This is a genomic window from Secundilactobacillus muriivasis (assembly GCF_054785195.1).
The window spans coordinates 65874-79028 of sequence record NZ_BAABMI010000032.1 but is presented as its reverse complement, the minus strand read 5'-3'; the positions used below and the strand labels follow the sequence as shown (position 1 = coordinate 79028).

Below are 13155 nucleotides of genomic sequence, written 5' to 3'. Positions count from 1 at the left end.
GCGCCGGAGCCTCCCGCGGCATCCTCCCACTATCTAAACCCAGAATCATTTCACAAACTAAACATGCTTACGCTGGATACAAGCGACAGCAAAAAAACTCGGTACTGATTACTCAGCACCGAGTTTTTCATTTGTTATCATTCCACAGCATCAATCACAAAGCGTTGCGAGCTAAAGTCCGCCAACTGCTTAACCGAGGCGGTTTCATCAAATACCTTAGTCAAAAACAGGCCGGCATTCATGAGTTCGTCACCGTAATAGGTTGCGTCGCCGCCATTGATTCGGTACTGCTTATCGGGATCAAGTCCCTTAAAGTACTGGCGTAGATAAGGGGCATTCGGTCGACTTAGTAACTGGTAACGACAAGCAATGGCGTGGTCTTGCTTATCATCAACGACCATCCAGCTCATGACGTTCCCGTCACCCTCGAATAAACTATCAATTCGGTACAGCTTACCAAACTGGTAAAGCGACCGGTGTTGCTTGTAGAAGGCCACCTGTTCTTTAACGATTTTAGCTTCTTCCTCAGGCATTTTGGTAATGTCGAGTTCGTACCCAAACGCACCGAAGTAAGCTACGTTTGCCCGGGTGGCTAACGAGGTCATTCGACCGGTTTGCTCATTCGGTACGGCTGAGACATGGGCGCCCATCATCGATTGTGGGTAGCCGTAAGATGTGCCCAACTGGATCTTCAACCGTTCAATGGCATCCGTATCATCGCTGGTCCAAGCCTGTGGTGCGTAGTACATCATGCCAAGGTCAAAACGACCGCCACCAGAAGCACAGGATTCAAACAAGACATCCGGATACCGGCTCGTCAACCGCTCGTACAGTTGATAAACACCCAAGATATAACGATGGCTCACTTCCAACTGTTGGTCAACAGGAAGGCCGGTACTAAAGACTTCGGTCATGTAACGGTTCATATCCCACTTGATGTAGTCCAGATGAGTTTCATCGATCACCTTGCTCATTTGCTCAAACAGGTTATCCACCACGATTTGCCGACTGAAGTCCAGCACGAATTGGTTCCGTCCGGGCGTTGCCCGCCGTTGTGGTGTATGCAACAACCATTCTGGGTGTGTGCGGTACATCTGACTATCCAGTGACAGCATTTCCGGTTCAAACCAGAGGCCGAACTGCAAGCCGAGGTCGTGGACTTGATCTGCAAAGTGGCCGATACCCTTTGGCAGTTTGTGAGGATCCGTGACCCAGTCACCTAACGAGGTGTGGTCGTCATCCCGGTGACCGAACCAACCGTCATCCAAGACAAACATTTCAATGCCAAGGTCCTTCGCCTTTTTCGCGATACCTAGTAGTTTTTGATCATCAAAATCAAAGTAAGTGGCTTCCCAGTTGTTCACTAGAATTGGCCGTTCTCGCTTAGCGAAGTTTGCGTTCACTAAGTGTTGGGCGTAAAAATCGGCGAGTTGCTGGCTCAACTGGTTGAACCCGTCAGTGGTATAACTTAACACACATTCTGGCGTTTGGAACGTAGCATCTGGTCGCAGGTGCCACCCAAAATCGGCCGGGTTGATGCCCACCAACACACGACTCGTGGCATACTGGTCCACTTCAACTTGGTCTAAAAAGTTTCCGGAATAAACGAGGTTGAAGCCAAAGACCCCACCCGCATCTTCCGTGGTGTCCGGTCGTGCCAGCATCATGAAGGGATTTTGTTGCGGGCTTGAACTCCCGCGAACGCTATCGATCAGCTGAATGCCTGACCGAAGTGGTGTCCGGATCATGTGGCGTTCCCGTGACCAACTACCAGAAAATTGAACTAAGTCGTACCGGTCATCCGGTAAATCGACCTGGGCACTTAACGCCGCATTTAGTGTCACACTGGTCACACCATGATTCTTAAAGTTGGCACTCCGAACAATCACGTCTTGGTGTGTAAATACCGTGTAGTTCAGCTCTAGATCAAGCTGCGTCAAATCATCCGTCAGGTGAACAATCAGCGTCTCAGCACCATCATCCGTATCGTCAAACGTCGATGGTAGCCCCGTCAGCCGCTGCTTCCCTTGAACAACTTCGTAATGGTCGTACCGGAAATCGGTTAACCGACTACCATCCGCCTGCGTGACTTGATAGGCTGGCCGGCGAAAATCACCGGTGCCAGTTGCGGCATACTCCTGTTTAATGGCATCCAGTTGAAAATCCGGTTCCGTTAAATCGTACGCGGGCATGGAATTCTTAAGTTCTCGTCTCGCGAGGTTCGCATACGATGGTCGAACGTGAATCTGTTTACCGTAATACAACTGACCTAACACGCCATGCGCGAGTACCTGAAACACGTAACTCGTGTGGTCCGTTTGTAGGTGAAAAACCTGATTTGTTTCATCAATGTGAATTGCCAAAAAATGACCTCCTCTAAGGCATAACGTCCGTGTGCTAAAGTTTTTATGACTCAATCTTCAAAATCGGATCACCATGCGTTACGGCACCGCTTTCATTTAATGATACCGGTTGAACACCCGTATCAGTGACCACTACCATTACAGTATCATCATACCCCGCTTTTTCAAGGGCTGGTTGCCAAAATTCAATCAGTAAGTCGCCCTGCTTCACAACTTGATCCTGTTCGACATAGGAAACAAAGCCCGTTCCCCGCATATTAACGGTATCGATCCCGATATGAATCAAGACACTTAACCCATTATCAGCCACTAAACCAACGGCATGGCGGGTTGGGAAGGTTGCTTTCACCTTACCATCAAACGGCGCGTAAATTCGGCCATCACTTGGTTTGATTGCAAAACCGGCGCCCATTTTACCTGAGGCAAAGTTTTCGTCATTCACGCTTGCGAGTGGCACTAGCTGCCCATCAATTGGACTCATGACGGTAACTACTTGTTCACTTGCCACCTCAGCAGTCGCGTCATCTTCAGCCAAGGTCTTGCCCCAAGTGCGTTCAAGTTCATCCACGATCCGCGCATGTTCCTTTTCATCCAACGTGACCTTCTTAAAGAAGATCAACGTGCCAAGTAAAATCAACGCAACGGGTACCCCAAACATCATCAGTTTGAAGACCAAGTGACCGTGGTTACTGATCGTTGATGCCGAAGCACCAGCCGTCATACCAGCCCAAACAGCGGTTAACCCAACTACCCCGTTAGAGATGGCACCACCCATTTTATCCAACAATGGGCGAACAGAGAGCGTCAGTGATTCATCACGATGCCCAAACTTCAATTGACCGTATTCAACGGAGTCGGTAATGATCATCAACACAACCAAGAAAATCAGAGGTTGTGGAATGTAGAAGAGCACGGCAGCTGCCAAGACCATTGGTAAGGAGTTACCGGCAAATAAGAATAGAATCAACGCAATCAACATGATCCCAATTGAAATGAAGAACACGTTTCGACGACTGAATTTTTGCGCCATTGGTGGGAAGGCTAGCACCGCAAACACCCCAATTACCGCGTTGATCGAAGCCAACAGACTGAACTGAGCAGCATTGCCTAAAATGTACGTGAAGTAGTACAGTTCCAAGGCGTTGGTGATTTGCATCCCAGACGTGTACAACGCGTAAGTCAACGACAACCACATCAGTTGGTCATTTCGTGTTAACACTTTGATGACGCCGCTAAAGGACGTCTTTTCCTTGTTTTTCCGAAGTTCCGAATTCTTTTCCTTGGTGCCCAAACCAACGATCAGTGCCGAAACAAAGGAAACCGTCGCAACAACCATCGCAAAGGCAAACCAGCCCCGGTTATCCCCTTGCCCATGATTAGATACTTGCGAAAACATCAAAACGATGGGCATCACCATGACCCCAACGATGTTGGCCCCAATGTTCGAGCCAACCCGCGCAAAGGTCGCCGTCTTTTCCCGTTCTCGTGAGTCAAAGGACAGTGCCGGAATCATTGACCAGAACCCGACGTCCTTGAACGAGTAGAAGATATCCATCGTGATGTAGAGCACCGCGAAGATGATTAAGTAGAGTAGCGGGTTAGACGTATTTAACCCACCCATATTCGTAAATAGAATTGCAATTGTTACCGAGCTGATCAGCCCACCACCAACGATCCAGGGCTTGAAGTTGCCCCAACGCGTTGACGTGTTATCGATCGTGTTCCCAATAAACGGATCGATGACTAATTCGAAGAACCGTAAAAACATAATGATCATCGTAATATAACTGATCATTTTGGCACCACTGGCACCGTTATCAAATAAGTGCGATGTCACAAACATGATAAAGTATGTTGATAACGTTGCGTAAAACATATCATGACCGAAGGCCCCAAATGCGTATGAGAGTCTCGATGTCATGACTTGACCTTTATTCTCCATGAGAAACCCCTTTTTTGCGGTAGGCATACCGCGATAATTTTAGTTTGGCTTTGAGCGCCTAACTGTACACTACCAAATTGGATGTTTTGTTAAATAAAACGTCACAATCGGTACGTTTATAATCTATATTACTTTATTTCGAAATGCAAGCGTTTTCTTGATTAATCAATCATTAACCCCGCCATACCGCATTTTGAAAATATTCAAGCCCGTTTTACTAAAATTTGTCGTCTTTGAAACATCTTACTTTAAGACATCATACTGCAACGTTTACCGAAAATTAATCAGTTGTTTTCGACAACCAACCGGTTAAAAAAAGTGCCAGCCCGAATTTTCGGACTGACACATTAACTTGTTCTTGCTTATTCAACTTTTTCAATAAAGTGCTGGAAGATGCGGTTTTTCGTAATTTTACCAATCACTTGGTACCGGTCACCCTTTTCAACTACTGGTAGTGAATCAACCTTATGCTTCAATAATAGCTGACCAACCGCCAAAACGGTGGCATCCACCGTTACCGTCACAATGTTTGGCATTCGCGTCATCACGACACTGGCCAACATTGATTCCGCATTACTATTATTAAAACTGGCCCGCAGCAGATCCTTACGTGAAATCAGTCCGACCAGTTGATGCTCATCGTCTACCACGTACAACGACCCAACATCCTTTAAAAACAGTTTGCTGACGGCTTCTTGTAAACTGGTATCATCCTTGATCACCGCAGCCGGCTGTAAGATCTCCGAAATCGGCGTTTCGTACAGGTTATGGTAGTCTAAGCTAACCCGCTGATCACCCTTGTAGACGTAGCCCACCTTCGGCCGCGCAGCTAAAATTTCCACCGCTGTTAATAATCGCAAATCCCCGCGGATCGTTGGTACACTAAGATTAAGCTGCGTCGCAATTTCTTCACCAGTCAGTGGACTGGTCTGTTTTAACATCTCAATAATTGTTTTTTGCCGCTTTGTGAACTCCATGTCATCAACCCCGCTATTCAATCTGTGTCTCGTTTATGGTTCATTATAGCACCAATAACACGTTATATTATAATAATTGTTACTTTTATTGATGAATTCATAATTTTGCTGGGATTCGTTAGTGTTGTGAACTAAAAAATATCAATTTTGGGCTAATGTGACCACCTTATTTTAGGTTTTTGGCATTATGGTTCTTGAGTTGAAACGTATTCCTCAAGATTGCGTATAAGGGCGCCCCGACTAAAACTACCCAAAACTGGTAGGTTTGCTTGAGACGCCCTTATAGTTTACTTTCTAACTGTCCTGTTTCATGATTTGGTGCTTAGCCGAAACACGCTCCTCAAAGCAGGGACTTGCACCTCAAATCCCCAAACCCGGGATTTCTGGCGAAAGTCGCTTAGGCTCCAGTCTCTAACCGCTTTGTTCCGCGCTCTGTACTTTACCACAAATATTCCACTGGATCTTTAATATACTGATCATAAACATCCCGCACGATCTGCATATCCGTTTCCGACAATGGTGGTAACTCTGAGGCTACCGTGTTGCGTTCAATTTGATCTGGTGAGCTGGCACCTGGAATCACTGCTGAAACGGCATCGTACATTAAGATGTAACGTAAGGCCGTCGCCGCCAAGTTATCCGTCCCCAAGCGCTTTTTCAGTTCTTGAGCTGCCTTAACCCCCGTTTGGTAATCCACTCCTGAGAAGGTTTCACCCTTATCAAACAGTTCACCATTTCGGTTGGTTGTCCGGTGATCTTCCTTGCCAAATTGGGTCGTTGCGGTGTATTTACCCGTCAACAGGCCACTCGCAAGCGGGACCCGGGCCAAAATGCCTACGTTGTTCTTCTTAGCTAAATCAAAGAACAGGTTTGCTGGCCGTAACCGGAACATGTTAAAGATAATTTCAACGGCGCTAATGTCGTAATCCATCGCCTTGATGGCCTCTTCAACCCGCTCGACACTGACGCCGTAGTTCTTGATCTTACCGGCTTTCTTCAACTTATCCAGCGTGAAGAAGGTTTCTGGGTGGTAGTAAATCGACATTGGTGGGCAGTGTAACAGCACAAGATCAAGCGCTTCAAGCCCCATGTTTGCCAACGATTCATCCACGTAACGCGTCAAATGTTCTGGATCAAAGTGGGTCACGCTTAACGGTTCTTCCTTCCGGCCAATCTTGGTCGTGAAATGCACATCGGGATGGCTCGCAATAAATGCGCCAACTGCCTTTTCGCTTTCACCGCCCTGATAACCATCTGCGGTATCAAAGAAGTTAACGCCACGATCATAAGCTTCCGCCAAAGTCCGATCAGCATCTTCAATATCGAATGGCGCGCCCCACTTACCACCAAGTTGCCAAGTGCCTAAAGAAACCTCACTAATATTAAATCCCGTTTTACCAAGTGTGCGATACTCCATCTGAATAAACACCCTTTCCTAATCCGTATTCAATTAGTTGACCAACTCCGTGTACAAGCCGTCAACCTATTTTAACATCAGTATAGAAGTTAGAGTCGCCTCTAAGTCAAGGATAATTTAACTGCAGCTTATTTTTCGCAGTAGTTAACTCATTTTTACTTCAGATTCCCACTGCTGTACGACTATGAGTCCGCGTTGTCATCTGAATCATGGTCCCGGTGCAAGCCCAGGTAACGTTCTTCAGCTTTACGCCGCGCGTTAATGGCCTCTTCAATCGTATCGAAACTCTTCAAAAGAACGTAGTGGTGCTGATACATCAAGCGCGCAAACCACTTACCGGTTTCCTGGTCATACGATACCCCGATGACCCCCGTTTTATTTCGTGGTGATTCGTAAATCGAGCTTAGTGAAACCCCGTCATCCGTCCGCAATTGCTCAGAGCGGCCCATGTATTTAACAAAATCTGGGTTCTTAAATACCCGTTTCCGGGATAAATCCCGTCGTAAACACCCACAACTCTTGGTGATGCCAGAACGTAGGCGGACCCCATCGACCACAACTTGGTTGCCGCAATCACACTGACACAACCACATAGCATTCGAGTTCGCCACGTTATTACCACTATATTTCAACACGACCAGTCGCCCAAAACGCTGGTTCGTGAGGTCAATCCTTTTACTCATGCTTTTGATTTCACCCTTCCACGTGCTCCCCTAACACGCTTCGGTGGCATGATTTGTCCCGAGACGCGAGCATCGCATCGCTTAACGAGCGGCTTGCTAGATCAAGCCACTACTATACACTTTTGTTATATTCAATTAATAATAAAATAATTTTACTATGTAAATTAACTTTTAACAACAAGTATTTGACAGTTTCGTTAGATTTATTTCTTTTCACAAGTATGGCGGCAATTCCCGGTGTTGTCCATCTTTCTGCTTGTGGTTATAACGTGTGGAGCGAGACGGGTTGAGAGCAGTGTGCAAGGTAACATCGGTGAAGGCGCCCGGTCCTGGCGGGTTTACCGATGTTGCCTTGCATGCAGCTCTCAGTCTCGCGCAGCACCATTCGGCGTGGTGGCCAGAAAGCGCGTGGTTGACAAGTTCCTACAACTTCAGGAACCCTGGAAATAACAGCCAAAGTGACGCCGAATTTTGTAACCTGAGAGCGCCGGTTTTCATGCGGCTTTGGCGAGCAAAGCGACGACAAACAGCCAACACCCCAAGCGCACCCAACACTTAAGCTGGACACAATCGACAGCAAAAAAGCCCCGGCTATGTCACCACAGCAAGGACTTCCAGATTCTATTCATTACTCTTCAACGCTTCAATCATATCCACCCGCTTCAACCGCCGATGAGTCACCAGCATCACGATCACCGTGAAGATAATCATGAGCACAGTGGCGACCACGTAGCCGGTCAAGTGTAGTGTCAACGGGAAAATCACCTGCGCCGTTGCGGCTTGTCGCATAATGTACGCCGTCAGTAAATTCCCCACGCCGTAGCCAACCACGATGCCCATCAACGTCAACACGATGTTTTCCCGAACGATGTACATCGTGACTTCGCCATCGTAAAAACCAAGCACCTTAATCGTCGATAACTCGCGAATTCGTTCCGACACGTTGATATTGGTCAGGTTGTAAAGCACCACGAAGGACAGGATGCCCGATAACAGGATAAAAATCAGGATAATTGGGTTTAACGATTGCGACATTGTGGCAACCATTTTTTGTTGATCCGCAGTGTAGCTTGCGCCCAGCGCATCACCATTGTTCAGCAACTGATGCGCCAATCGATTACGCTGTTTGCTGGTTTGAGAACGTAACTGGACTAGCAGCGTATTGTACGCTGGCTTTTCTCCCAACATTTGCTGATAACTGGCCGCACTTAGGTACATGAAATGGCCCATGTAGTTCGCCGTGATTGCGGCAACCTTGGCATGACCTTTATGACCATCCGTTGTCGTCACTTGGACCCGATCGCCCACCTTGGCGTGCAACAACGTCGCCATTTTTTCAGTCAGGACAACGCCATTTTTAGCAAGCTTAAACAGTTTGCCCGTCTTAGCATTTAGCAACGACACGTACCGCCAAAGCTGTTGGCGATTCTCCGGTACGTAGAGGTTCACATCCGCCACCTTCTGGCCGTGCGCGCGAACATCGCCCACGTCTCCGACCACGGTGATGTGACTGTGATACTGATCGTTATGATTTAAAATCATGTCAGCCTTATCCTGATGGCCGGCCTGCTTCAATCGGACCGTTGCTTGATAGTGCAACACATCATGATACTGCTTGGTACCGCTCGCACTGATTGAATTTTGAATCCCAAAGCCCGTCAAAATCAGCGCGGTCCCACCAGCGATACCGATGATCGTCATCAGCATCCGCGACTTAAACCGGAAGAGGTTGCGGTAACTCACTTTTCGGTTAAAACTCATCCGTTGCCAGAGTGGTGTGATCCGTTCCAGCAAGATGCGCTTCGCCGACTTGGGCGCTTTCGGTCGCATCAATGCCGCCGGTCCTTCAGCTAACTCTCGCCGAACCACGATTCCGGCAGCGCCAACGGTTGCTAATAGCGCGAAAATCAACGCTAACCCGATCACACCCCACTGCAGGCCAACGACCCACTTCAACGGAATGTAAGCTTGATACAACGCCAGAACCAACCGTGGTAACGTTAAATTCCCGATCAACGCCCCCAAAACCGTGCCGGAAACCCCAGCCAGCAAGGCATAGCCTAAATAATTTCGAGCAATCAACCACTTACCATACCCCAACGCCTTAAACGTCCCAATCTGGCCCCGGGCTTCTTCCACCATCCGGGTGATCGTCGTAAAGGTGATCAGGGCCGCAATCAAGAAGAAGAACACGGGAAAGACGTTCGCAATGGCAGCGATTCGTTCCGAACTTTCGCCATAGGCTTCAAACCCCGGCAGGTCATCACGATCCTGCCAGGTGTAAGTTGTCTGCGTAGCGGCCAAGAGTTGTTTCTTGGCTGCCGTTAGCTTCGCTTGCTGCGTCGTTAACGTTGCTTGTTGGGCAGCCAACACCGCTGAGTCACCCTGCTTCTCAGCTTGCTTTAGCTGCTGGTTGGCTTGGGTTAATTGCCGTTGTTGGCGTTCAAGTTGCGTTAACGCCGACCCTTGTAACGCAACAGTTCGCGCCTTCGCCCGGGATTTGAACACCCGTTTTAACGCCGTTACTTTTTTGTCAATTCGATTTCGATACTGGTCGGTAAAGGTATCTGCTGTTTGAAGGCTCTTAAACCGCACGTTAAGTAACGTTGCGACCTTCAGCTTTAACTGTTGCGCTGGTACGTAGGCAAAGTACCGCACCGTCCCGTCACCAACATTGGCCGAGCCCCGACTCTCATTATCAATGTACATTGGTGAGTCCGCAAACCCAACGATGCGATAACTGCGCTGGCCTAACTTGGCGGACTTTGCGAACGTATAGGTGTCGCCTAACCGATAGCCGTAGTCCGTCTTAGCCCGCTGATCAAGCACGATCTGATTCGCTGTTCGTGGCAAATGCCCGCTACGCAACGTTAATTGATTCTGTTGTTGGCGTGCCTGATAGCCATAAAGGGCCACGGCAGACGCTTCTTTGCCGCCCACAACGTATTTAAACTTAACCGCTTCGGCCTTGGCCCCCGCGACTTTTTCAGCAGTGGTGACATCTTTTGACGTAAAGCCGGTCGTCGAAAGCACCTGAACGTCACTCAAATGGGCGTCGTTCACGGTCTTAGTCGCTGACTCGTTTAACGCCGGACCCGCTGCTTTAACCCCAACAAAAATCAAAACGCCCAGCATAATAATCAAAATAATTGCAATCAACCGCCCCTTTGACCGGGACGTTTCTCGCCACATATTCTTCGTTAATGGTTTCATCATCGACGCCCCCTACCACTCAATGTCTTCGATAGGCGTTGGGTTCGGGTTGTCCTTGACCTCACGGACCTTAGCATCGTTAATATAGATGACACGGTCTGCCATTTGGGCTAACGCCGCGTTGTGGGTGATGATCAGCACGGTTTTGTTTTCCTGCCGGCTGGCCGTTTCAAGTAACTTAAGAACCTGTTTCCCGGTTTGGTAGTCCAGCGCACCGGTTGGTTCATCACATAGGAGCAACTTCGGATTCTTCGCCAAAGCCCTGGCAATCGCCACCCGCTGTTGTTCTCCACCAGATAGTTGAGACGGAAAGTTATCTAACCGATCTTGTAGCCCGACCTGATTCAACACCTCAGTCGCATCCAGCGCATCCGCCACGATTGACGACGCCAACTCCACGTTTTCCTTGGTCGTCAAGTTAGGGATCAAGTTATAGAACTGAAAAACAAACCCAACGTCTTCGCGCCGATACGTCGTCATTTGGCGGTCATTAAACTGTGCAATATCGACCCCATCGATCACCACTTCACCGGAACTTGGTGAGTCCATCCCGCCCAAAATGTTGAGCACGGTCGATTTACCGGCCCCACTTGGCCCTAAGATCACCGTTAGCTGTCCCTGTTCTGCTTCAAACGACACATCGTGATTCGCAATAATTTCAGTTTCACCCATTTGGTAACGTTTATATTCGTGTTTTACTTCTATGTAGGCCACTTGCTTACCTCCACTCTCTAATTGACCCGCTCAATCCAGTCTGATACTAGTTTAGCATGTAACCGCCAACATGCGCACCCTAGTTTTATGCGAATGGACCGGTTACTTGCTTAGAGTTCGCTCTAGGTTTAAGATGAAAATACGATTTAACTACAGGAGGTTTTCCATGCCCTATTCAATTGGCCAAGTGGCCGAAAAAACTGGTTTAACTAGCTACACCCTGCGTTACTACGACCGTGAAGGCCTCATGCCCTTTGTTCACCGTAGTCCCGCTGGTCGCCGGGAGTTCACTGATGACGACCTCGATTTTATCGATCTGATTACCTGCCTGAAAGCAACCGGCATGCAACTTGCTGAGATTCGCAAATTTGTGGAACTCGCCATGCAGGGCGACGCCACGTTAGAGACTCGGCTCGCCATCTTCAAGCAACAACAAATCGCCGTCAAAAAACAAATCGCTCAGGCTGAAAAATGCCTCGATAAACTCGATTACAAGGTTCGCTTCTACACCGCTGCTTGTGACGCAGGGACGGAAGCCGCCGTTTCGGGCAACTGCGAGATTCCTGGTGCCCCAATCGTGATCGATGAATCGTTACGAGTGAAAAAGGGCGTTAAGCAAAGTAGCTAACAGCCATAACCGACATCAATCTCAAAAAAATGCAGCAAGTGAATCGACCAATCTGGCCATTCACTTGCTGCATTTTAGTATCTCATCATTTCATTAACATTAAGGTAACGTGTTCCCCGCTGCCAAGTAAACGTCGTACCATTCCTGCTTTGTCAAGGCAACGTCGGCCCCGGCAATGCTTTCTTGGAGGTGTTGCACGTTCATTGAACCCAAGATCACCTGCATGTTAGCCGGGTGACGGAGGATCCAAGCAGTCGCAATGGCGTTCTTCGTCACACCCTTAGCGTCTGCTAATTCTTGAAGTTTCGCGTTGAGTTCTGGGAACTTCGGGTTGTCGATGAATGGGCCTTCAAACATCCCGTATTGGTATGGTGACCAAGCCTGAATCGTCATCTTGTGCAACCGCGAGTATTCCAGAATCTCACCATCATGGTTCACACTACCAGCATCACTCATGTTGGTATGCAAGCCAAAATCGACTGGGCCACTGTGCATGACCCCAAACTGAAGTTGGTTGACCATCAGTCGTTGGCTTACAGCAGACTGTACCAGTTCAACCTGCATTGGGTTAAAGTTTGAGACCCCAAAGTGCCGAACCTTACCAGCTGCTTGCAGTTCATCAAACGCTGCGGCAATTTGGTCGGGTTCCATCAACGCATCTGGCCGGTGAAGTAAGAAAAAGTCCAGATAATCAATTTGCATCCGCTTCAAAATGCCGTCCACAGCTTCAATCAAGTGGTCTTTTGAAAAGTCGTAACGTTGCCCGAAAACCGTTTCACCCTCACTCTTGTTGGGATCTAAAATGATCCCGCCCTTTGATTGGATAATCAAATCGTTTCGGTTGATACCTGAACGCTTTAAAGCTTCCCCAAAAGTTTCTTCTGAGCGGCCAACGCCGTAGATGTCAGCAGAATCAATGAAATTAACCCCGTTGCCAACAACGTTTTCCAACACCGTCGTTGCATCAGCGGTGTTCAACCGCACCATCCGCATGATGCCTAACGCAACAGCAGACGCACTGAGCGCCGTATCGCCAAGTTGTACTGATTTCATAACTTTCAACCTCCTAATGGTTCTAGTATATGAGTTAGAGTAGGCTCTAAGTCAAGGCTAATACTTTAAGTTTTTTACTTACGTTTGTGGCCAGCGTAAGTGTGCGGAGCGAGACGGGTTGAGAGCAGTGTGCAAGGCGACATCGGTGAAGGCGCCCGGGTCTGG

The 13155-nt window shown here is 48.3% G+C and carries 9 protein-coding genes; 1 reads left to right on the top strand and 8 read right to left on the bottom strand.

Translation table 11 applies throughout. From position 1 onward, the window contains the following. Positions 1 to 137 precede the first annotated feature (137 nt). From ACYVR3_RS08625 to ACYVR3_RS08595, 7 genes are all read right to left on the bottom strand, one after another. Positions 138 to 2363, bottom strand: a complete 2226-nt coding sequence (locus ACYVR3_RS08625; RefSeq protein ID WP_461243917.1) for an alpha-galactosidase — start codon at positions 2361 to 2363, stop codon at positions 138 to 140. 43 nt (positions 2364 to 2406) lie between these two features. Further along, positions 2407 to 4305, bottom strand: a complete 1899-nt coding sequence (locus ACYVR3_RS08620) for a glycoside-pentoside-hexuronide (GPH):cation symporter (protein WP_461243916.1) — start codon at positions 4303 to 4305, stop codon at positions 2407 to 2409. Between the two features lie 362 nt (positions 4306 to 4667). Continuing rightward, positions 4668 to 5282: a helix-turn-helix transcriptional regulator gene (locus tag ACYVR3_RS08615; RefSeq protein ID WP_461243915.1), complete on the bottom strand. Its 615-nt coding sequence runs from the start codon at positions 5280 to 5282 to the stop codon at positions 4668 to 4670. Positions 5283 to 5721: 439 nt separating this feature from the next. After that, complete coding sequence (locus ACYVR3_RS08610; RefSeq protein ID WP_461243914.1) at positions 5722 to 6699, bottom strand: aldo/keto reductase; 978 nt, start codon at positions 6697 to 6699, stop codon at positions 5722 to 5724. 182 nt (positions 6700 to 6881) lie between these two features. Further along, positions 6882 to 7382, bottom strand: coding sequence for an AP2 domain-containing protein (locus ACYVR3_RS08605; RefSeq protein ID WP_461243913.1), 501 nt, complete (start codon positions 7380 to 7382; stop codon positions 6882 to 6884). A 621-nt stretch (positions 7383 to 8003) separates the two neighbouring features. Further along, positions 8004 to 10595, bottom strand: coding sequence for an FtsX-like permease family protein (locus ACYVR3_RS08600; protein WP_461243919.1), 2592 nt, complete (start codon positions 10593 to 10595; stop codon positions 8004 to 8006). 12 nt (positions 10596 to 10607) lie between these two features. After that, a complete protein-coding gene (locus tag ACYVR3_RS08595; RefSeq protein WP_057152198.1) occupies positions 10608 to 11309 on the bottom strand; it encodes an ABC transporter ATP-binding protein in 702 nt (233 codons plus the stop codon). 166 nt (positions 11310 to 11475) lie between these two features. On the opposite strand from ACYVR3_RS08595, the gene ACYVR3_RS08590 reads away from it, so the two are divergent. After that, a complete protein-coding gene (locus tag ACYVR3_RS08590) occupies positions 11476 to 11937 on the top strand; it encodes a MerR family transcriptional regulator (RefSeq protein ID WP_461243912.1) in 462 nt (153 codons plus the stop codon). 99 nt (positions 11938 to 12036) lie between these two features. On the opposite strand, the gene ACYVR3_RS08585 is transcribed toward ACYVR3_RS08590, so the two are convergent. Next, the gene (locus ACYVR3_RS08585; protein ID WP_054737524.1) at positions 12037 to 12990 is read right to left on the bottom strand and encodes an aldo/keto reductase; all 954 of its coding nucleotides are present in this window, start codon (positions 12988 to 12990) and stop codon (positions 12037 to 12039) included. Positions 12991 to 13155 lie beyond the last annotated feature (165 nt).

Bases quoted from the DNA above. Each gene is read 5' to 3' on its own strand.
- ACYVR3_RS08600 (WP_461243919.1), bottom strand. From the start codon at position 10,595: ATGAAACCATTAACGAAGAATATGTGGCGAGAAACGTCCCGGTCAAAG.
- ACYVR3_RS08590 (WP_461243912.1), top strand. From the start codon at position 11,476: ATGCCCTATTCAATTGGCCAAGTGGCCGAAAAAACTGGTTTAACTAGC.
- ACYVR3_RS08610 (WP_461243914.1), bottom strand. From the start codon at position 6,699: ATGGAGTATCGCACACTTGGTAAAACGGGATTTAATATTAGTGAGGTT.
- ACYVR3_RS08615 (WP_461243915.1), bottom strand. From the start codon at position 5,282: ATGGAGTTCACAAAGCGGCAAAAAACAATTATTGAGATGTTAAAACAG.
- ACYVR3_RS08605 (WP_461243913.1), bottom strand. From the start codon at position 7,382: ATGAGTAAAAGGATTGACCTCACGAACCAGCGTTTTGGGCGACTGGTC.
- ACYVR3_RS08620 (WP_461243916.1), bottom strand. From the start codon at position 4,305: ATGGAGAATAAAGGTCAAGTCATGACATCGAGACTCTCATACGCATTT.
- ACYVR3_RS08585 (WP_054737524.1), bottom strand. From the start codon at position 12,990: ATGAAATCAGTACAACTTGGCGATACGGCGCTCAGTGCGTCTGCTGTT.